The organism is Desulfosporosinus shakirovi (genome assembly GCF_020595055.1).
Classification (GTDB): Bacteria; Bacillota; Desulfitobacteriia; order Desulfitobacteriales; family Desulfitobacteriaceae; genus Desulfosporosinus; species Desulfosporosinus shakirovi.
The window spans coordinates 1-20,929 of sequence record NZ_JAJDOO010000026.1; the positions used below are offsets into that span (position 1 = coordinate 1).

15 protein-coding genes and 2 pseudogenes are annotated in these 20,929 nt (G+C 44.0%); 15 read left to right on the forward strand and 2 right to left on the reverse strand.

From position 1 onward, the window contains the following. Positions 1–295 precede the first annotated feature (295 nt). On the forward strand, positions 296–4,999 hold the full coding sequence (locus tag LJE72_RS18545; RefSeq protein WP_396391448.1) for a RecQ family ATP-dependent DNA helicase: 4,704 nt from the start codon (positions 296–298) through the stop codon (positions 4,997–4,999). Positions 5,000–5,099: 100 nt separating this feature from the next. Continuing rightward, positions 5,100–5,189, forward strand: a pseudogene (locus tag LJE72_RS18550) (DUF3102 domain-containing protein); the annotation flags it as partial. Between the two features lie 42 nt (positions 5,190–5,231). On the opposite strand, the gene LJE72_RS18555 reads toward LJE72_RS18550, so the two are convergent. Both LJE72_RS18555 and LJE72_RS18560 read right to left on the reverse strand, forming a co-directional pair. Next, positions 5,232–5,450 (reverse strand): type II toxin-antitoxin system HicA family toxin, encoded by a 219-nt coding sequence (locus LJE72_RS18555; RefSeq protein WP_229249488.1) that lies wholly within the window; start codon positions 5,448–5,450, stop codon positions 5,232–5,234. Then, positions 5,443–5,859 carry a hypothetical protein gene (locus tag LJE72_RS18560; RefSeq protein ID WP_229249489.1) on the reverse strand — a complete coding sequence of 139 codons (417 nt, stop codon included), beginning with the start codon at positions 5,857–5,859 and terminating at the stop codon, positions 5,443–5,445. The genes LJE72_RS18555 and LJE72_RS18560 overlap by 8 nt, the downstream gene beginning before the upstream one ends. Before the next feature lie 434 nt (positions 5,860–6,293). Between LJE72_RS18560 and LJE72_RS18565 the strand changes: the two genes are divergently transcribed. The 13 genes and pseudogenes from LJE72_RS18565 to LJE72_RS18625 all read left to right on the forward strand — a co-directional run bounded on the left by LJE72_RS18565 (position 6,294) and on the right by LJE72_RS18625 (position 20,702). Further along, entirely contained in the window at positions 6,294–6,974 is a 681-nt protein-coding gene (locus LJE72_RS18565) for a response regulator transcription factor (protein WP_229249490.1), read from the forward strand. Then, on the forward strand, positions 6,971–7,996 hold the full coding sequence (locus LJE72_RS18570; RefSeq protein WP_229249491.1) for a sensor histidine kinase: 1,026 nt from the start codon (positions 6,971–6,973) through the stop codon (positions 7,994–7,996). Before LJE72_RS18565 ends, LJE72_RS18570 begins: the two co-directional genes overlap by 4 nt. A 73-nt stretch (positions 7,997–8,069) precedes the next feature. Continuing rightward, positions 8,070–8,347, forward strand: a pseudogene (locus LJE72_RS18575) (DUF2200 family protein); the annotation flags it as partial. A 357-nt stretch (positions 8,348–8,704) separates the two neighbouring features. Beyond that, a complete protein-coding gene (locus LJE72_RS18580) occupies positions 8,705–9,406 on the forward strand; it encodes a response regulator (protein WP_229249492.1) in 702 nt (233 codons plus the stop codon). A gap of 213 nt (positions 9,407–9,619) precedes the next feature. Continuing rightward, positions 9,620–10,021 (forward strand): tetratricopeptide repeat protein, encoded by a 402-nt coding sequence (locus tag LJE72_RS18585; RefSeq protein ID WP_229249493.1) that lies wholly within the window; start codon positions 9,620–9,622, stop codon positions 10,019–10,021. A 114-nt stretch (positions 10,022–10,135) separates the two neighbouring features. Next, positions 10,136–10,225, forward strand: a complete 90-nt coding sequence (gene kdpF / locus LJE72_RS18590) for a K(+)-transporting ATPase subunit F (RefSeq protein ID WP_135552491.1) — start codon at positions 10,136–10,138, stop codon at positions 10,223–10,225. Continuing rightward, the gene (gene kdpA, locus LJE72_RS18595; protein WP_229249494.1) at positions 10,222–11,907 is read left to right on the forward strand and encodes a potassium-transporting ATPase subunit KdpA; all 1,686 of its coding nucleotides are present in this window, start codon (positions 10,222–10,224) and stop codon (positions 11,905–11,907) included. The genes kdpF and kdpA overlap by 4 nt, the downstream gene beginning before the upstream one ends. A gap of 16 nt (positions 11,908–11,923) precedes the next feature. Next, on the forward strand, positions 11,924–13,981 hold the full coding sequence (kdpB, locus tag LJE72_RS18600; protein WP_229249495.1) for a potassium-transporting ATPase subunit KdpB: 2,058 nt from the start codon (positions 11,924–11,926) through the stop codon (positions 13,979–13,981). Positions 13,982–13,992: 11 nt separating this feature from the next. Continuing rightward, a complete protein-coding gene (kdpC, locus tag LJE72_RS18605; protein WP_229249496.1) occupies positions 13,993–14,553 on the forward strand; it encodes a potassium-transporting ATPase subunit KdpC in 561 nt (186 codons plus the stop codon). A 35-nt stretch (positions 14,554–14,588) separates the two neighbouring features. Next, complete coding sequence (locus LJE72_RS18610; protein ID WP_229249497.1) at positions 14,589–17,303, forward strand: sensor histidine kinase; 2,715 nt, start codon at positions 14,589–14,591, stop codon at positions 17,301–17,303. 179 nt (positions 17,304–17,482) lie between these two features. Continuing rightward, positions 17,483–17,785 (forward strand): nucleotidyltransferase family protein, encoded by a 303-nt coding sequence (locus tag LJE72_RS18615; protein WP_229249498.1) that lies wholly within the window; start codon positions 17,483–17,485, stop codon positions 17,783–17,785. A gap of 260 nt (positions 17,786–18,045) precedes the next feature. Then, positions 18,046–20,112 carry a molybdopterin-dependent oxidoreductase gene (locus LJE72_RS18620; protein WP_229249499.1) on the forward strand — a complete coding sequence of 689 codons (2,067 nt, stop codon included), beginning with the start codon at positions 18,046–18,048 and terminating at the stop codon, positions 20,110–20,112. Next, positions 20,109–20,702: a 4Fe-4S dicluster domain-containing protein gene (locus LJE72_RS18625; protein WP_229249500.1), complete on the forward strand. Its 594-nt coding sequence runs from the start codon at positions 20,109–20,111 to the stop codon at positions 20,700–20,702. The genes LJE72_RS18620 and LJE72_RS18625 overlap by 4 nt, the downstream gene beginning before the upstream one ends. The last annotated feature ends 227 nt before the right edge of the window (positions 20,703–20,929 follow it).

Below are 20,929 nucleotides of genomic sequence, written 5' to 3' on the forward strand. Positions count from 1 at the left end.
CATGACCTCAAACCCTTCTGGTATCTAGCTTTTATGAGAATTTAGCAAACCCTAATTATCTGCTTCTAATGCACCTTTCCCTTGGGATTCCTAGCCCAAATTGGGAATGTAAATTTTGATTACAGCATTTATCAGGTTAAACTCTTCATCATTCGCTACACCACCAAGTCTTTAAAGGAGGGAAACGAACCTGAAACCCATCGTCTTTATCGATACCGAAATTGAACCGAAAAGTGGAAAGATACTTGATATCGGCGGTATCAAGGGCGTTGGCAGTTCGTTTCACTCCAATTCGATGGTTGACTTCGCCAAGTTTCTCTATGGGTCGGAATATGTTTGCGGTCACAATATCCTCAACCATGATTTGAAGTACATTCGCAAGGCCCTCATTGATGCTGGCCTTGATGATCCAAATATCATTGATACGCTGTTTCTTTCGCCGCTTCTTTTCCCAGCTAAACCTTATCATAAGCTGCTCAAGGACGATAAGCTGCAAACAGAAGACACCAACAATCCGCTGAATGATTCCATCAAAGCCAAAGACCTTTTCTTTGATGAGATTGCAGCTTTTCAGCAGGCAGATGCCGGTTTAAAACAAATCTATTATCAGCTCTTGAGAGACCAAAGGGAGTTTTTTTCCTTCTTTCATTTTCTTGGCTACCAAGTAGATACTATCAATCTCGAACAAGTAATTCGTGAAAAGTTTCATTCCCAAATCTGTGCAAACAGTGATCAGGCCATGATAATCGTAGACTATCCCATCGAACTATCCTACTGTCTGGCGCTGATCAATACGGATAACCGGTATTCCATTACCCCACCCTGGGTTTTGAAGAACTATCCGGCAGTAGAGCGGATCATGTTTTTATTAAGAAGCAACCCGTGCCTGACAGGCTGTGGGTATTGCGATCAGGCGCTTGACGTTCATCAAGGGTTGAAACGTTTCTTTGGCTTTGATGATTACCGAACCTATGCCGGGGAACCTTTACAGGAGAAGGCCGTCCAAGCCGCCGTTGACAACAAATCTCTGTTGGCCATCTTTCCTACCGGTGGCGGGAAGTCTATTACCTTTCAAGTACCGGCCTTAATGAGCGGGATCAATACCAAGGGGCTGACCGTGGTCATCTCCCCTTTGCAGTCCTTGATGAAAGACCAGGTGGATAACCTGGAAAAATTGAATATCACAGATGGGGTGACGATTAATGGTTTGCTGGACCCCATCGAAAGAGCCAAAGCTTTGGAACGAGTAGAAAATGGTTCAGCCTCTATTCTTTATATATCGCCGGAATCGTTGCGTTCCAGGACCATTGAACGTTTGCTTTTAGGGAGAAATGTGGTCCGTTTCGTGATCGATGAAGCTCACTGCTTTTCATCCTGGGGTCAGGATTTCCGGGTGGACTATTTATATATCGGGGACTTTATTAAAAGCTATCAGGAAAAGAAAAGTCTTCAGGAAGGGATCCCTGTTTCTTGTTTTACGGCGACAGCCAAGCAGAAGGTGATCGAAGATATTCGGGCTTATTTCAAGGAAAAGTTATCTCTGGATTTGGAAGTTTTTAGTTCCAACGCCTCCAGAACCAATCTTCATTATGAGGTGTTCGAGAAGCATGATGAGGAGGACAAGTACAACACCCTTAGGAATATGATCGAAGCAAAGAATTGTCCGTCGATCATTTATGTCTCACGTACCCGTAAAGCAGAAGGATTGGCGCAACGATTAAGCCAAGACGGTTATCTGGCCAGAGCCTACCATGGTCAGATGGACAATCAGGAGAAAACCGAAAATCAGGATCTCTTTATGCGGGGAGAGATTCAGATCATGGTAGCCACCTCTGCTTTTGGCATGGGGGTGGATAAGAAAGATGTTGGTTTGGTCATTCATTACGACATCTCCGATTCCTTGGAAAATTACATACAGGAGGCAGGAAGAGCAGGACGGGACGAAACTATTTCGGCCGCCTGTTTTGTGCTGTTTAATGACGATGACCTGAGTAAGCATTTTGAGATGTTGAATCAGACCAAGCTGAGTATCCAGGAAATCCAACAGATCTGGAAGGCTGTTAAAGATATCACCAGATCACGGGCCAAGGCATCCCAATCCACCTTAGAGATTGCCCGCAAGGCCGGTTGGGATGATAGTATCATGGACATTGGTACCAGAGTGACCACGGCGATTGCTGCCTTGGAAAACGCAGGTTATCTGAAAAGAGGTCAAAATAGCCCGAGACTCTACGCGAACAGTATTTTGGCCAAAAATGCCGAAGAGGCCATTCAGAAGATTTACAGTTCCAGTCGTTTTAGTGATCAACAAAAGGAACAGGCCACGAGGATTATTAAGAAGCTGATTTCCAGTAAAAGCAAAGGACGCTCCGGTGATGAAGTGGCGGAAGCAAGGGTCGATTATATCTCCGATCATTTGGGTATTGTGAAAGAGGAAGTCATCCAGATTGTCAGTCTTTTGCGGGATGAAAAGATTTTAGCGGATTCTCAAGACCTGAATGCCTTTATCAAGAAAAAGGATAGTAAGAAAAATTCCCTGAGTATCCTGAAGACCTATGGGCAAATCGAAAAATTCCTCCTCACCATAATCAGCGATGAGGAAAAAATCATTCACCTCAAGGAGCTGAATGAGCAGGCTGAAGCGTCGGCCTGTGAAGATGTCTCGCCCAATAAGATCAAAACCATTCTGAATCTTTGGGTGATCAAAAACTGGATCAAACGACAGACGACACCCCATTCTAAAAACCATCTTGCCGTTCTTACGCTTTTTGACACAGAAACCTTGACAGCAAAGCTGGAAAAACGCAATGATATCGCCCAATTTATTTTAGATGAACTGTATGAGCTAAGCAAAGCAGACTCCGGTACGGAGGAAAGCAGTCAGGAGGAAGTGCCGGTTGCTTTTTCTGTTTTGGAATTAAAAGATAAATATGCCCAGAGATCCACTCTCTTTCGGAGCAGCGCGACGACGGAAGAGATTGAAGATGCACTTTTCCATCTTTCCAGAATCGAAGCCTTGAAGATAGAGGGCGGCTTTATGGTGGTTTATAATGCGCTGACGATTGAACGTCTGGAGAAGGACAATAAAAAGCGTTACAAAGTAGAGGATTACCAGAGACTGGAACAGTATTACCAGAACAAAGTCCAGCAAATCCATATTGTTGGCGAATATGCCCGGAAAATGATCAGGAATTATCAAGAGGCCCTGCAATTTGTTGATGATTATTTTAAGTTGAATTACCTATCCTTTCTGCATAAATATTTTCCGGGCAGCCGTCAGGACGAAATCAAACGAAACATTACACCCTCAAAGTTCAAACAGCTGTTTGGCGAATTATCACCGACCCAACTTAAAATCATCAATGACAAGGAGTCGAAAACCATTGTCGTCGCCGCCGGACCGGGAAGCGGTAAGACGCGGATTCTGGTGCATAAGTTGGCATCTCTGTTGTTAATGGAAGATGTCAAGCACGAGCAATTGCTGATGGTGACATTTTCCAGATCGGCTGCTACGGAATTCAAGCAGCGTTTGTTAAAGCTGATCGGCAATCCCGCCCACTTCATCGAGATCAAAACCTTTCATTCCTACTGTTTTGACTTATTGGGCAGAGTGGGATCCCTGGAAAAGTCAGCCGAGATCATTCTGGAAACGATTAAGCGGATCAAGAACGGACAAGTAGAACCGGGCAGGATTACGAAAACGGTCTTGGTCATTGATGAAGCACAGGACATGGATGCCCATGAATTTGCCTTGGTCAAGGCTTTGATGGAACAGAACGAGGGGATGCGGATCATTGCCGTTGGAGATGATGACCAGAATATTTTTGAATTCAGGGGCGCAAGTTCCAAATATATGGAGAATCTGATTACGGAACCAGATGCCGTAATGGTTGAACTGGTTGAAAACTACCGGAGCAAGCGCAATCTCGTCGATTTTACCAATCAGTTTTTAAGGCGCATTCCGAACCGCTTAAAGCAGACGCCCATTATGGCTGTCCAGAGTGACAATGGCAAGCTTAAACGGGTCCGTTATCGAAGCCGTCATTTGATTACTCCGTTAGTCCAGGACATCCTCGCGGAAGAGCTGACCGGAAGCACCTGTGTTTTGACGAAGAAGAATGAGGACGCTTTACAGATTGCCGGACTGCTCATCAAGAACGGCAGGCAGGCCAAACTGATCCAGTCCAATGAAGGGTTTAATCTCTATAACCTGTTGGAAATTCGGTATTTTCTGAGCCGCCTCAATTTGGCGGACGATGTTTACATTATCCAGGATGATCTTTGGGAAACTGCTAAAAGGAAACTGGCAGGGCAGTTTAGCAGCAGCCTGAATTTAGAGAGCTGTCTTAATCTGATCCAAGAGTTTGAGGCGGCGAATCCGAAGTATAAGTATAAGTCTGACCTGGAGATCTTTATCCGCGAATCCGTGCTGGAAGATTTCATTGGCGAAAATAAGGAAACGATTTTTGTGTCAACTATTCACAAGGCCAAAGGCCGGGAGTTTGACAATGTCTTTCTGATGTTGGACCAATTCAACCCTGGAACGAACGAGGGGAAACGTCAGCTTTATGTTGGGATGACCAGGGCAAAACACAATCTTACTCTTTACGATAACGGGAGCTATTTGGATTCCATTAAAACCGAGGGGATGCAGGTGGTTCTTGATTCCCAAACCTATCTGCCACCCCCGGAATTGGTTATGCAATTATCCCATCGGGATGTTCAGTTGGATTTTTTCCTATACTATCCGCATTTGATTAAGGAGCTGAATAGTGGGGATTTCCTTGCTTTTGACGAGAATGGCTGTAGTAATTCCAAGGGACAAGCCGTTGTCAGATTCTCCAAACAATTTTTAACACAAATAGGGTCACTGAGGCATAATAATTATGTGCCGAAAACAGCCAAAATAAGATTTATTGTCTACTGGCAGAAAGAAAACACTGAGCGTGAGGTTAGAATTGTTTTGCCGGAGCTTTACTTTGAGAAAATATTGCCATAATCGTTCTGGTCTTTGATACCGTACTGATGGAATCAAGGCGGCAGATTAGCATGGGCAACTTTGCCCTGGGTTAAAGTTAATTTCGGCAACGGGTCCCCGGAGGTCAAATTCGTCAGCGCTGACGAATTTGACTTACTACCAGGCCATTCTCCTGCTGGGAATTCAGGAAGATGAGTGGGAGGAATTTATCCAAAGAAACTCTACTCACTGATAAGTAAGCAGAGTTTCTTTCTCATTTGGAATTAAATTCTTCTTTATTAATTCCGAGTTGCTGTTTTAGAATCCGACTGAATAATCCTTTGCCGATTTCACCAGTTGATTTTGAAACCGCCGTCCTACGAATTGATCCATCGGACATAGCTTTTTCGTAGATTTTATCTCTGCCGTCTTGCCGAAGTAACTTCCATCCATGCTTTTTTAGGTAATATTCTAAATCGCTCCAACTAGCCATGTAACATATTTACCACTGCTTCAAGATCATCTTCTAGCAACACTCGAAGGATATAGTTGGCGTGGGATCGGCGATTGGTGCTATTGTAATAACGGCTAAAGTCGGCATAGTAATCTTTGGCATATTCGATAAGGTGATCAGCTAATTCATTTCGTAATTCATCTAAAGTGGCACCATCGGCAATAATATCGGGAATCTGCTCGATACTACCAGCATAACGACCATCTTCATCCTGATCAAATTCGATTGTAAATTCATAAATGGATAATGTATCTTTTAAATAGCTTTGTGACAAAGCCACAATAACATCGCGATTTCGCTTAACTACTTGGGGCTTTTGGTGAACTACATCGTCTATAAAGCCTCCAAAGTTAGCTCTAACCTCTGTTGCGCTCAATAATGCTTGCATAAACATCCTCTCCTCACCTCCAAGTATAATGCAAAAAGTACGGAATGTACATAGTGTACTTTTTGCATTATACTCATATCATTGACTAATGATACCTAACTACGATCAGAGCGATCTAAAAAAATTCTTCCCTCAGAGGATGGCTTGTTAATGAAATTGATGTTGAAAATAGAATTGATATTTACTATGATTTCTACTCTACAGTATGCGGAAACTATTCTTTTACTCTTGTAAAGCCTTGGAAAGAGTGGAAAATGGTTCGTTAAACCGTATACGGTGTGATTCGTTTCAGCCGTGTTTGGGCTATCCCAAAGGATAAAGAAAAGTCGATAGATGCTTGGTTGAAATCGGAATGAAAAAATGATGAGAGATTGTATTGATTTATTCTCTGTTTACATTGGCGGGTTATAATATCAGACAGGTGGTGATAGAAATTGAATAAAATTCTGTTGGTGGATGATGACCAAAACATCCGTGAACTTGTATGTACTGTATTGAAAAACGAGGGGTTTCTCGCCTTTGAAGCATCTGACGGGCGGGAGGCTCTTAAAAAAATGACCGAGGTGAATCCAGAGCTTTGCATTATTGACATTATGATGCCCAATATGGATGGGTTTGAGCTATGTCGCCATCTTCGGCAGTCTTATGAAGATATGCCAATCCTTATGCTGACCGCGATGGACGACATAATGCAAAAAGTTAAAGGGTATGAGCTTGGAACAGACGATTACCTCACCAAGCCGTTTGAAGCGGTGGAGCTTATCATTAGAGTAAAAGCATTGCTGCGGCGCTATAAAATTCTAGCGTCGGAAATTATACAAATAGGCAATCTGACAATTGATAAGGGCAGCCACACAATTCATGTGGATAACAGCTGTATAGGTGATATACCCATGAAAGAATTTGAGCTTCTCTATAAACTGGCCCGCTCACGAGGTAAAATACTTTCTCGCGGGGATCTTATAGAGGATATTTGGGGCTATGACTTTGAGGGTAACGAACGCACACTGGATGTTCATGTCAACCGTCTGCGTGACCGCTTCCCGCCGGACCGGCATCATTTCAAAATCACAGCGGTGCGTGGTTTGGGATATCGACTGGAAGTGGTTTCGTGATAAAGGGCTTGAAGGCAAAATTACACTTCGCTTTGAATTCCTTTATCCTCATTGCCTGCGCTTTTACCGTTGGCTATTTTATAGCCGCACTACTTTTCAAGGTAACGGGGCAGCCGCCTGAATTATTACGGTATATCATTTCCGGATTCATCGGACTATTATTTCTTTGGGCAGCGTTTTCGCTCAAGCCTTATAAAGAAGACAAATGGATAGCTGGCATGTTTGATGCTCTGGAAAATATGGCCCAGGGGAATTTTAACGTGCAAATTGAAAAAGACAATCATGGATTTTTAGATGAACTTACCGAACGCATCAATATAATAGCCCAAGGTTTGGGGTCTATGGAAACATTGCGGCAAAATTTTGTCGCCGATGTTTCCCATGAGATACAGTCCCCCCTAACGTCTATCAGCGGATATGCAGCGCTTTTGGAAAACGATGCCCTCACCCACGCCGAGCGAATGCATTACATCCAAATAATCCAAGTGGAAAGCAAACGGCTGTCTAAGCTCTCCGCTAATCTGTTAAAACTCTCTTCATTAGACATCGGCGTCACTTCCCTCTCGCTGACAAAATTTCGCTTAGACAAACAACTACAAAACATCTCTATTTTACTTGAACCGCAATGGTCGAAAAAAAACTTGCTACTTGAAGCTGAGCTTGACAAGGTAACTATTTACGCAGATGAGGAACTTCTTTCGCAAATGTGGATTAACCTTATGCACAATGCCATCAAGTTTACAACCGAGGGCGGCACAATTCACATTGCCCTGACGAGAGACACGGAAAAAATATCCTGTACTATGGCTGATACCGGCGTGGGAATCGCGCCGGAAGATCAACTCCATATTTTTGAACGTTTTTACAAGGTCGATAAATCCCGCGACCGTACCATCGGCGGGAATGGTCTTGGCTTGTCGATGGTGCGGAAGATTGTGGAGCTGCATGGCGGCAAAGTGACGCTGGAAAGCGAGATTGGGAAAGGATCGACGTTTACGGTCAGCCTCCCTGTTTCAGACTGAGTTTACATTGGTTTATATTCAATTTATCCCCCGTTTATTTTGCGTTGGTACAATGACGTAGAAATGAACGGGGGAGGCGGAGCGCAAAGAACGCACTAAATTCGAGGTTGATGCTGTGATTTGCTGGCTAACGGGGTATGATAATTCTGGTTTGCAAGCGCAAATTGTGAAGAATGTCGATTACGAAACCTTCTTTTGCAAAGCCCCGCAGATCAACCCGAACGCCGATAAAATACGAGAGTAGTCTGCGGTGTTCGCGTAGAGAAAATCGATGACCCGCTTATGCAGAAAATCCGTTGGCTTGACAAATTGGCAAAGGGCAAGCCAATGGAGAAGGTTTTGAGGAGTTGAGGTTGAACCGACGCCTGGCATGAAGGCGCGGTTAATGTCGCCTATGCAGCCGACATGATGCTCTGCCCATCACAGTTCGTGGGTAAATAAAAATTATGCCAGCGATTGGAATCGCTTTGTCCGCCAACTCTCCGCCACCAACAAAGAAGAAGCGAGTAGATATCTGTTCAACGATAAGATGCAGTGGGTGGATATTGCTGTTTAGTCCGTGCTCTCATCCAAGATCCAAGTGGTGATCTAACGTGGAACCTAGAGGTTCCTTCTTAATTATTATAGTATATAATGTGGTTGTATTCATGAAAAGACAATGTGTGTGCAACATTCAAATTCATAGTACCTTTTGAAGGAATGATATTAATGGATAACAAACCGCGAATTCTAGTTATTGAGGACGAAAAGCCTATTCGTAATTTTATGTGTGTATCCCTTGAAGCACAGGGCTACAAGTGTATTGATACCCAACATGGTAAAACAGCCGTTTCCCTAGTTTCCGCTCATAATCCGGATATTATAATTATAGATCTGGGACTTCCGGACATTGATGGCCTTGATGTGATTGCCATGGTAAGGCCGCTTACTAAAGCCGCCATCATTGTGGTATCGGCGCGTGGGCATGAACGAGAAAAGGTTGAAGCCTTGGACAGCGGTGCAGATGACTATTTGACAAAGCCTTTTAGTGTGGTGGAGCTGTTGGCCCGGATCAGAGTAGCACTTAGACATTCAAATCAACGCAGTCAACCTGAAAATCAATCTCCTGCCGTATTTTTAATTGGCGACTTAAAAATTGACTATGAAAAACGCCGTGTTTTTCTTGCCGATGATGAAATACATCTGACACCTATGGAGTATCGACTGATGGCGTTAATGGCCAAATATCCGGGAAGAGTATTAACTCATAAATTTATACTAGATGAAATTTGGGGTGCATTTTCGGGAAATGATACACAATCACTTCGGGTATTTATGGCGAATATTCGCAGAAAAATCGAAAAGGAACCTGCTCAGCCAAGATATATTCTAACAGAAGTTGGTGTGGGATATCGACTGGCGGACGAATAGACGAAATAGACGAAATAGACGAATAGATGAAAAAAGATAGTTTGATCTAAGGGATACCTTGAATGTTTTCAGGGCAGCCCTTTCTTTTTTTGTCTAAAAATCTTTACACAATACTTATACCAGTCATGTTGTTCTTAACACTGTCTTTATAGGTTTTCTGTCAAACTATGAATTGTAGAAATTAATTTATTAAGCTGATTCGAGGTGAAATTGATGAAAGTCGGCACAGGTGTACGTGGTTCTTTTGAAAAAAAAATTGAACAGGCTGTAAGTGCCTTGCAAGCAAAGGATTATGTTACCGCACAGGAGTATCTCAAATATGCAATGTTAGAGAATGAAAATAATAACGCTCCTGAAGTTCACAATCTTTATGGTGTACTTGCCGAGTTTACAGGAGACTTGAGCTTAGCTGGTAACCACTACCGGGCCGCTTATGCACTTGACCCGACCTATAAACCGGCAAGCAGAAATTTAGAGAGAATAACATCGTTCTACTACAGTCCTAGGGATATGAACCCGGATTTTGGCGACCAGCCCGAAAGGGAAGAGGTAACAAATTATGTCCTTGAGTTTGACAACAAGAATATTGGACATTTAAGAAAAAGGAGCCAATAAAACGAAGTGCTAGTGGGTAGTCAAAATGCCAGAAACCACGTTTCTTGCAAAATGTTCCAATGGGTAGAGTAACGTATAAAATGCATGGACATATATGGTAAGGAGTTGATAAAAATGGGAGCAGTTTTAGCGATTTCAGCGCTCATTGCCCTGGCGTTGCTCATTTATCTATTCTATGTTTTATTTAGAGGTGAGGAATTATGAGCCATATTGTCTTAGAGGATATACTCTATTTGGTCCTATTGATTGGGCTTTCCATTCCCTTGGGCATTTATATGTATAAGGTTATGACCGGGCAAAAGGTGTTTTTAACCCCTGTGTTTTCTCCCGTTGAGAAGGGAATCTATAAAATTATGGGGGTTCGTGACGATGAGGAGATGGGGGCGAAACAATACGCTTTGGCGGTAATCGTCTTCAGTGTCATATGTCTTATTTTTCTCTGGGGGCTGCAAATGTTGCAAGCATTTTTGCCTCTAAACCCCGAAGGTATTGAAGGAACAAGCTGGCATTTGGCGTTCAACACATCTGCAAGCTTCGTTTCAAATACAAATTGGCAGGCTTATTCCGGCGAATCTGCGTTGGCCTATCTGTCACAGGCCTTGGGACTTACCGTCCAGAATTTCGTGTCGGCAGCGGCAGGAATTGCCGTATTGTTTGTCTTAATCAGAGGATTTATTCTCAAAAAGAAAACTACCGTCGGAAACTTTTGGGTGGATTTGACGAAAACAACACTCTATATTTTGATTCCGCTTTCATTAATTGTCGCGATTCTGATTGCATCTCAGGGCGTGGTACAGACTTTCAGTCCCTATAAGGATGTTGTGACGCTGGAAGGCGGAGCTGTTCAGACCATACCCTTAGGTCCGGCGGCAAGCCAGATCGCGATTAAGCAGCTTGGAACAAATGGCGGTGGATTTTTCGGTGTCAACTCAGCTTTTCCCCTGGAGAATCCGACGCAGCTCTCCAACTTGATACAGCTTTTGTCCATCTTGCTGATTCCAGCGGCGCTTTGTGTCTCTTTTGGAAAAGCGGTAAAGGACAGTAAGCAAGGCAGATCAATCTATAGTGCCATGATGATTATATTTGTGCTTTCCCTTGTAGCTGTAACAGTCAGTGAACAATTTGCCGCTCCGGGCTTTGCGGGGGTAACAGCATCGGCCAGTATAGAAGGAAAAGAAGTCATTCACGGCATGGGAACATCGGCATTATGGGCGACGGCAACTACTGCGGCTTCCAATGGTTCGGTAAACTCCATGCATGATAGCTTTACTCCCCTCGGTGGGATGGCCCTCATGTTCCTGATGCAACTTGGTGAAATTGTCTTCGGAGGAGTTGGGAGCGGACTTTACGGGATGCTGGCTTTTGTCCTGCTCACGGTATTTATTGCCGGATTAATGGTTGGCCGGACGCCCGAATATTTAGGCAAAAAGGTTGAACCCTTTGACATGAAAATGGTGTGTCTGATTGTTTTGACTCCTCCGCTGTTAACGCTCCTTGGTACGGCTGCTGCCGTTATAATGCCCGACGCAGCGTCATGGTTGACAAATTCCGGTGCTCACGGATTTTCGGAGATTCTATATGGCTTTTCATCCATGGGCAACAACAACGGAAGTGCTTTTGCAGGGTTTAACGCGAACACGATATTTACCAATCTCACAGGTGGGATTATCATGCTATTGGTTCGCTTTATTCCAATGGTGGCGGCAATTTTTCTGGCAGGGAATCTTGCCCAGAAGAAGACAGTGGCTGCCGGCGAAGGAACGCTGTCAACCACCAATACCATGTTCGTCGGGCTGTTGATTGCCGTAATATTTATTATCGGAGCCCTTAGCTTTTTGCCCGCCTTAACCCTTGGCCCGGTAGCGGATTATTTTACAAATCACTAGAATGAGGGGATAAGATATGTTAGAAAAAAGTTTCAACAAAAGTATCTTCAGAGACGCGATACGCCAGTCCTTTATAAAGCTTGCGCCTCGCGTACAGGTTAAAAATCCTGTCATGCTGGTAGTGTATATAGGGGCTATCCTTACAGCTGCTTTGTATATACTATCATTGACAGGAATCAAGGATGAGAATTCAGGATATATCCTTACTATATCCCTTATATTGTGGTTCACGGTATTGTTCGCCGATTTTGCGGAAGCCATTGCGGAGGGACGCGGACGTGCGCAGGCCGACAGCCTTAGGAGCGCTCGAAAGGATGTTAAAGCTAAAAAGCTAAAATCAGCATCCAATATCGAAGACCATACCGAGATAATATCCAGCAATCTGAAAAAAGGGGACATCGTCTTTGTAAAAGCAGGTGAACAGATACCGATGGATGGTGAGGTAATTGAAGGAGCTGCGTCCGTGGATGAAAGCGCCATTACCGGTGAATCCGCTCCGGTCATCCGTGAATCCGGAGGCGACAGAAGCGCAGTTACCGGAGGTACAACCCTGGTTTCCGATTGGCTGATCCTCCGGGTCACTGCTGAGCCGGGAAATAGTTTTCTTGATAAAATGATCGCTATGGTGGAGGGAGCCTCCAGAAAGAAAACCCCGAATGAAATAGCACTTCAGATACTGCTTGTAACCCTCACTGTTATTTTCCTTGTGGTAACCGCGACACTGTTGCCTTTCTCAGGTTTCGCCAGCAGTCAGGCAGGAGCAGGCTCGGCAATTTCTGTTACAAATGTGATCGCCTTGCTTGTATGTCTGGCACCGACAACCATCGGGGCACTCCTTTCCTCCATCGGCATTGCAGGTATGAGTCGCTTGAATCAGGCCAATGTGTTGGCCATGAGCGGCCGCGCTATCGAAGCGGCGGGTGATGTGGATGTGCTCTTATTGGATAAGACAGGTACTATTACACTTGGAAACAGGCAGGCCAGTGAATTCATCTCATTAAAAGGGGTAACAGAGCAGGAGCTTGCCGATGCCGCACAGCTTTCCTCCCTAGCGGACGAAACTCCCGAAGGCAGAAGCATTGTAATACTCGCCAAAGAGCGCTTCGGCATCAGGGGCCGCGATCTATCCAAGCTTGGCGCAACCTTTGTTGGATTTACGGCCAATACAAGAATGAGTGGCATCGATTATCAGGGCAATGAAATTCGCAAGGGTGCTGCCGATGCGATAAAGACTTTTGTAATTGACAAAGGCGGTGATTATCCTGAGGAATGCGAGAGGGCCGTCGAACGGGTTGCCGGTGAAGGCGGGACTCCTCTTGTGGTTGCTAAAAACAACATTATCTTGGGCGTTATTTATCTGAAGGATATTGTCAAGAACGGCGTTAAAGAACGGTTTGAAGATTTGCGAAAAATGGGCATTAAGACAATCATGATAACCGGAGATAATCCAATGACAGCTGCCTCAATTGCGGCGGAGGCGGGCGTAGATGATTTTCTCGCCGAAGCAACACCGGAAGCCAAACTGAAATTGATTCGGGATTATCAGGCGAAAGGGCATCTTGTGGCCATGACCGGTGACGGTACCAACGACGCTCCGGCACTTGCTCAGGCAGATGTGGCAGTGGCGATGAACACGGGAACCCAGGCCGCCAAGGAAGCGGGAAACATGGTGGATTTGGATTCAAGTCCCACCAAGCTCATTGACATTGTGAGGATTGGAAAGCAGCTTTTAATGACCAGAGGATCACTGACTACGTTTAGTGTGGCAAATGATGTAGCAAAGTATTTCGCCATCATCCCGGTGCTTTTTTTCGGTATCTTTCCTCAATTGACAGCGCTTAACATTATGGGTCTTACCAGCACTACAAGTGCTATACTTTCGGCTATTATCTACAATGCGCTGATTATTATTGCCCTGATTCCTTTGGCACTGAAGGGTGTTAAGTATCGTGAAATGTCGGCTGGAAAGCTACTCCAACAGAATATGCTGGTTTATGGATTGGGAGGGATTGCCGCACCCTTTGTGGCAATTAAACTGATTGATATGTTGCTGACCGCCTGCGGCATTGTGTGAGGAGGATGGATATGAGTAAGATTATAAAAGTGTTTAGACCTGCGATTTTATGCTTTGTTGTGATGACTTTACTCTGCGGTGTCATTTACCCCGGTGTTGTGACCGGAATTGCACAAGCGGTGTTTCCCAAGCAGGCTAATGGCAGTATCATTAGCGTGACATTAAACGATGGAACTAAGAAAGATTTTGGCTCCGCATTGATCGCGCAAGAATTTACAAAACCTGAATATATGATCGGAAGACCCATGGGTACGACAAATCTGTCCCCTGTCGGAGAAGAACAGGAAAAGCTTGTGAAGGAACGGATCGATTGGTGGCATGCCCTTGATCCAAATAATACTGCGGATATTCCTATGGACTTGGTGACCGCATCCGGCAGCGGCGTTGATCCTAATATTACGCCGGAGGCTGCTGAATATCAGATTGCCCGCATCGCAAGGGAAAGAGGTATCCGTGAAGACGCGGTAAGAGAAATAATTAATAAAAATACTACAGGAAGATTTCTGGGCTTTTGGGGCGAACCGGCGGTAAATGTTCTGAAGGTAAATCTGGGGCTTGATAGCTTGCTTTAGAACGAATATACTGAAATACTTAAGAGGGTGATTTTATGGTAAATTATGATAAAGAGCGACCGAATCCGGACATTCTCTTAGAAGGTATTCGTTCTAGTGAATCACGAGAAACAGGAAAACTGAAAATTTTCTTTGGTTACGCTGCAGGTGTTGGAAAAACTTACGCTATGCTTGATGATGCCAGAGAACAATTGAAAAGTGGCATTGATGTGGTTGTCGGGTATGTAGAACCGCATACTCGGCCTGAAACGATGCAATTGCTTGATGGATTGCCAGTATTGCCACCAAAGGTTGTGGCGCATAAAACTATTCAACTTAAAGAATTCGATTTAGACGCGGCTCTCAAAAGAAAGGCTCAACTGATATTGGTTGATGAACTTGCGCACTCCAATGTTGATGGAGTGCGCAACAAAAAACGATATCAGGATATAGAGGAGCTTCTCAATGCAGGTATTGACGTCTACACAACAATTAACGTTCAGCATATCGAGAGCCTGAATGATGTGGTGCAGGATATCACAAAAATAAATGTGCGGGAAACCGTTCCTGATTATATGTTTGACAGCGCTGACCAGGTGAAATTGATAGATATTGAACCGGATGAATTATTAAGGCGTTTTGAGAGAGGAAAGATTTACCGACCGGAACGGGCTGAAACAGCTCTAAACAATTTTTTTACCAAGGAAAATCTGCGGCTTCTGCGTGAAATTGCCATGAGGAAAGCGGCGGACAGGATTAGCCATGATAATCAGAACGAGCGGTGCATGGCTGAAAAGATGGCCAGCATTAAGCTGCTTGTTTGCATCAGTACCTCGCCATCTTCCGCAAAATGTATTCGTTGGACGGCAAGAACCGCCGAAGCATTTCATGCTCCATGGATAGCGGTTTATGTGGAGAATATGGAAAGCCAGTATTTTACGGAAAGCGAAAATAATTACATTCGGGCTAATTTGGATCTGGCTGCACGATTAGGGGCCGAGATCGTGACCCTCAATGGGCATGACGTGGCTACTGTTGTCGCGGAATATGCAAAACTTTCCGGAATCACTAATATTGTCATAGGAAAAAGCAGGAATAGAAAAAGCCTGAAGAACATATTTGAAATGAATCTTGAGGATAAGCTCATTTCCCTGCTGTCAAGTATTGAAATTCATATCATTCCAGGCGATCCCGCGCAAAATCCATATCGGAAGCCAAGAAGGAAGCAGACTAGGAAAAATCTGTTTCTGTCATGGTATGATACGCTTAAAACCAGCGGCCTTTTGACGGCAGCTACCTTGCTTTCCATGGGTCTGCGTTCTCTGGATATCGGTGACCATAATATTATTATGGTGTACATCCTATCCGTATTGCTTGTTTCAAGGATTACTATGGGATACTTTTATGGCATTGTAGCCTCTGTATTAAGTGTGATTGCATTTAATTTCTTTTTTACTGTCCCGTATTATACACTTAATACAATACAACCAGGTTATCCGATTACCTTTGTCATCATGTTCCTCGTGGCATTTATTACAAGCGCGTTGACCGTCCGCATTAAAATACAGGCGCGGCTTGCAGTGGAAAGAGAGCACCGTACAGAAGTGTTATATGAAATCAATAAAAAGCTGCTCGTAACCAGGGGACTTAAAAATATCGTAGCCTTGACGAATGAATATATTACAAAGCTCTTTGTCCGTTCAGTAATTTTTTACACCCAGGATCCTGGAAATAGCTCGACAGGAGCCTTAATGCAACCGCCTTCAGATACCGACGCTTCTTTCATGTTAACGGAAGATGAGCGCGCAGTTGCTCATTGGGTATTTATTAACAAAAAGCGAGCGGGTGCGGGCACGGATACCCTCATGGGCGCAGGCGCTTTTTATATGCCCGTGATCTCACAGGGTAATGTTCTTGGTGTGATTGGCTTATCCTGTACCAAGGGAAACCTCAGCCAAAGTAACCGCTCGTTTTTACGAATGATTGCTTCACAGGTGGCAATGGCCTTGGAACGCCAGTATTTATCGGATGAACAACGCCGAATATTACTGGAATCTGAAAAGGAAAAAATGAGAAGTAATCTGCTGCGTGCGATTTCGCATGACTTGCGTACTCCTCTTACGGGTATTTTGGGTGCCAGCTCTGCCATTCTTGAAAACCGTCTGGACCTGCAGACCCATGATAAATTGGTTACACATATTAAAGAGGACTCTCAGTGGCTTATCCGCATGGTTGAAAATCTCCTCTCCGTCACGCGTATCAATGAAGGTACAATGAATGTCGCAAAAGCACCTGAAGCTGTAGAGGAAATCGTGGCGGAAGCCATCAGCCGCATCCGAAAAAGGTTTTTGGATCGAAAAATATCCGTAAAGGTTCCCGATGAACTGTTGATGGTTCCCATGGACGGTACACTTATTGAACAGGTCCTGATTAACCTTATCGAAAATGCCATCAAGCATTCACCAGAGGACTCTGTGATTGAGGTGAAAGTGGAAAACAGCGGGGGCCATGCAGTGTTTGAGGTAATCGATAGCGGCAAAGGAATTGCCGAACAGGATTTTCCCTATTTATTTGAGAGCTATATCCCCAATGGGCAGCGAAGTTCAGATTCTTCAAGAGGTATGGGAATCGGCCTAACCATCTGCATGTCCATCATTAGGGCGCATCACGGAAAAATGGAAGCAGCCAATAAAAAGACAGGCGGCGCGATCTTTCGGTTTACCTTACCTCTGGAGAGAGGTGAAGATAGTGAACTCGTTCAACTAAAGTAGAACATCGAGTCTTCGGTGGACTCTACCCCCACCGAAGCAGATCCGGGGTACCACTCCCACTTGTAGAAAGTGGGAGTCTCACGCTTGGATCAAATGGCTTCTTTAACAAATCCTCCTGACAAGCATCTGAAATCATGTTACAATATAAGTGTTAAAGTAAAAAATTGGGAGTCATTTATATGAGCGAGTTTCTCTCAAGGCTTCCGGAGGAATTTCAAAAAGATATATACTCTGCAATCGAGATCCTTAAGAATGCCGGATGCAAAGAGATATTCATTTTCGGCTCATTGGTTACGGATACTTACAGGGAAGATTCTGATATAGATATTGCTATAAAAGGATGTTTACCTGAAAATTATTTTACGTTGTTAGGGAAATTATTGACTACATTAAGTCGTCCTGTGGATTTGATCAATTTAGATAGGGACGACTCATTTACACAATACCTTGAAAAGGAAGGTAATCTTTATCGCGTCTCCTGAAAAGATATCTCAAAATGGAATGAGTTAAAAAAACTGACAGACCCTGTGATTATTGTATGGTTAGAATTTAAGATTGAATTGAAGACATTTATGGATAACCGAATTTGAGTAAAGACGTTGCCAAAACGTCTTTTTTTAGTATCAGACCCGCATATTATCCAGAGACATTTAATCAATCGTACCCATATTTCTATGAACTCTTCTGTGTTCTCGACAGCTTCAAGCCAGACAGAAAGTACAAAGTAAGGAATGAATCATTGATGCCTACGATATATAATAATGTTTGTTCCGGCCTTTGTCCGGCGAGTTGCAGATTAAAAACACACGTGCAAAATGGGATACTTACTGAAGTTAAAGGGGATCCCCATGACCTCTATACCTTAGGAAGATTATGTGCCAAGGGTTATACATTATTAGAGAGTGTTTATTCACCGGAGCGGGTCATATACCCTATGAAACAAATCGGAAAAGGAACGAATTCCTGGCAGAGAATTTCCTGGGAACAGGCCCTAACAGAAATTGCCAAGATTATTATCCGCATTAAAGACGAACAGGGGAATTTATGGCCGGTTTGCCTTGACCAATCTTTAGGCACCAAGGGTGTACTTAACCGAAGTGTAGAAGGCTTTTTTAACAGTATAGGGTTAATTACGAAGATCATCGGTTCACCTTGCGAATCTGCCGGAAGTGACGCTTTGAGGTTAAGTTATGGCTCTTGTAAAAAGCCTGCCCCAGAAGACATGCTTAATTCTCAATTGATTATCATATGGGGTGGAAATCCTGCAGTCACTTCCCTGCATCAGATGCGTTACGTTTTTGAGGCCCAGGCAAGAGGGGCTATGATCGTGGTTGTTGACCCGATCTTTACGGCAACTGCTGCAAGGAGTGATTTATATTTCCAAATTAATCCCGGAACAGACGGAGATTTGGCTTTGGGAATTGCTAAAGTTTTATTGGAAGAGGATCTCCTTGATCGTTCTTTCTTAGAGAACTATACGAAGGGTTGGCCGGAATTTCGTTCGTTACTTAAGAGACTGGATTTAAAGGATCTAGCCTCAAGAACAGGAATACCAGTGTCTGAAATCACTGAACTGGCCCGGATTTATGGGGGCCATAAACCCGCTACCCTTTGGTTGGGATGTGGTGGACAACATACTCCAACCGGGGGGCAAAATTACCGCTTAATTAATGTACTGCCGGCTCTGACGGGCAACATCGGAATTGCCGGGGGTAATGTCCATTACTTTAGTAAGGATATAGGGGATTTCCCAAGCGTATTTACTGATCTAAGCGCTACAGAGGCCTGGAATAGTCAAGACAAGAAAGAGCTTTTAGAGCATCGTAGACTAGGGACAGGGGGGGTGGCATCCCTCAGGACACTGGACCCCCCAATTCAATTGCTCTGGGTAGCCGGTCGAAATCCCGCGAGCCAGGATCCGGATTCAGATAAGGTTAAACAAGGGTTTCGAGAAATTCCGACGATTGTGGTTGCTGATTTATTTATGACTCAGACTGCTCAATTTGCTGATTATTTTTTGCCCGTCACAACTCCCTTTGAAGCCGAGGACATTGTCATTTCATGCTGGCACTATGGAACGGCAGTCAATGAAAAAGCCATTGAGCCTGTGGGTGAGTGTAAATCAGATTTCCAGATTATAAGAGAATTAGCAGCGGTATTGAATCGTATGACACCTGGTTTTAGCAGGTTTCCGGTAGAACGTGAAGCTGCAGAATGGTTAGATCTGGAGATGCAAAAGCTCTATCCCTTGTTAGGAATAGATCATTACCTTGAACTCGCCGGTGGATATCAGCGGGTAAATTTAGCACCGGTGCCTTGGCAGGATAAGCTATTTCTAACTCCCTCAGGCAAGTATGAATTCCCTCTTGAGTATAGTAAGGTTCAAGGAACTCCACCCTTTTTAAACCCTTCTGCGGTGCCGGGATCTTCGAAGGTATATCCTTTTCGGCTTATAAGTAGACGAAGCAGCTTTTTGCTCAATTCACAATTTGGAAATTCGGCGCGTTTAAAGAGCCTGGAGAATTCATCGGTTATCTTGATTAATCCAGAAATCGGCCGATTGAAAAATATCGTTACAGGAGATAAAGTAAAGCTTTACAACCAGCTGGGTGAGCTCGGTTTTGAAGCCTATCTTACTCCCAGTGTTCCACCGGAGGTGGTCGTGGCTTACGTTGGAGCGGAGTCTGGAGGAGATGGCTTGAACACGCTTGTTCCTTTGGCAGAAAATGATTTGGGTGATGTTATTATGGGGGTAAAAGGATTTTCCTTCCACCAAAGTTATGTAAATCTATATAAGGTTATTAAATGATTAACCAAAAAATATTTTTAGTTGATCCAAATCGTTGTCTCGGGTGTAAAACTTGTCAAATAGCCTGTGCAGTTCAACACGGTTTACCCCCGGGGGTCTTTTTGCGTAAGGTTGAACTTGTAGAGCTTTCAGGCCCAGCGCAAATTATTAAGTACTATATTTCCACTTCCTGTCACCATTGTGCCAATCCTGAATGTTTTCGTCTCTGTTCGGAGGGTGCCTATCGAAAACTAAGGAACGGGGTCGTTGTATTTGACCAGGCTAAATGTACGGGTTGCGGCACATGCCTGGGTAGTTGTCCTTTCGGAGCTCCGATCATTAACCCTTTGAACGGAAAAGTGATTAAATGTGATATGTGTTACGGAAAAATAGAGGATCATGAAAGCCCCTATTGTGTTGCCTCCTGCCCTGTCGGGGCCCTGAAAGTTATAGACGCCGAAGATGTTAAGGGGATGGCTTTAGACTTAAAACGAAGGTTACCGGGAATGCCAAGAATTGAGATTACTCAACCTTCCGTCCGTTATGTTGCTGTCGCGATGGGGCAACAGATTTTTCGCAGGAGGGTTCCAAGAGAGGGCGGAAGAGAGTGAATTCGAGAACTAAAAAAGTCATCTTTTCTTTGAAAGACATGAAAAGGTTTATTCGGAAAATATTATTAGTTTAGATTAGGAGTTCTTTACTTTCGTGACAGAATAAAAAGGGGTTTTCCAAAGTGGAGAACCTCTTTTTATTGTGAGTTTCAACACAGGTGCTGGGTGAATGTATGTCGAATCTATAAAAAATTGCAAAGTATTATGAGCATAATACATATAATTAC

What these genes read in the sequence shown, in the direction of transcription:
- LJE72_RS18555 (WP_229249488.1), bottom strand. Translation starts at nt 5,450, where the DNA reads ATGGCTAGTTGGAGCGATTTAGAATATTACCTAAAAAAGCATGGATGG.
- LJE72_RS18620 (WP_229249499.1), top strand. Translation starts at nt 18,046, where the DNA reads ATGCCTACGATATATAATAATGTTTGTTCCGGCCTTTGTCCGGCGAGT.
- LJE72_RS18580 (WP_229249492.1), top strand. Translation starts at nt 8,705, where the DNA reads ATGGATAACAAACCGCGAATTCTAGTTATTGAGGACGAAAAGCCTATT.
- LJE72_RS18625 (WP_229249500.1), top strand. Translation starts at nt 20,109, where the DNA reads ATGATTAACCAAAAAATATTTTTAGTTGATCCAAATCGTTGTCTCGGG.
- kdpF (WP_135552491.1), top strand. Translation starts at nt 10,136, where the DNA reads ATGGGAGCAGTTTTAGCGATTTCAGCGCTCATTGCCCTGGCGTTGCTC.
- kdpB (WP_229249495.1), top strand. Translation starts at nt 11,924, where the DNA reads ATGTTAGAAAAAAGTTTCAACAAAAGTATCTTCAGAGACGCGATACGC.
- LJE72_RS18545 (WP_396391448.1), top strand. Translation starts at nt 296, where the DNA reads ATGGTTGACTTCGCCAAGTTTCTCTATGGGTCGGAATATGTTTGCGGT.
- LJE72_RS18610 (WP_229249497.1), top strand. Translation starts at nt 14,589, where the DNA reads ATGGTAAATTATGATAAAGAGCGACCGAATCCGGACATTCTCTTAGAA.
- kdpA (WP_229249494.1), top strand. Translation starts at nt 10,222, where the DNA reads ATGAGCCATATTGTCTTAGAGGATATACTCTATTTGGTCCTATTGATT.
- kdpC (WP_229249496.1), top strand. Translation starts at nt 13,993, where the DNA reads ATGAGTAAGATTATAAAAGTGTTTAGACCTGCGATTTTATGCTTTGTT.
- LJE72_RS18560 (WP_229249489.1), bottom strand. Translation starts at nt 5,859, where the DNA reads ATGCAAGCATTATTGAGCGCAACAGAGGTTAGAGCTAACTTTGGAGGC.
- LJE72_RS18615 (WP_229249498.1), top strand. Translation starts at nt 17,483, where the DNA reads ATGAGCGAGTTTCTCTCAAGGCTTCCGGAGGAATTTCAAAAAGATATA.
- LJE72_RS18585 (WP_229249493.1), top strand. Translation starts at nt 9,620, where the DNA reads ATGAAAGTCGGCACAGGTGTACGTGGTTCTTTTGAAAAAAAAATTGAA.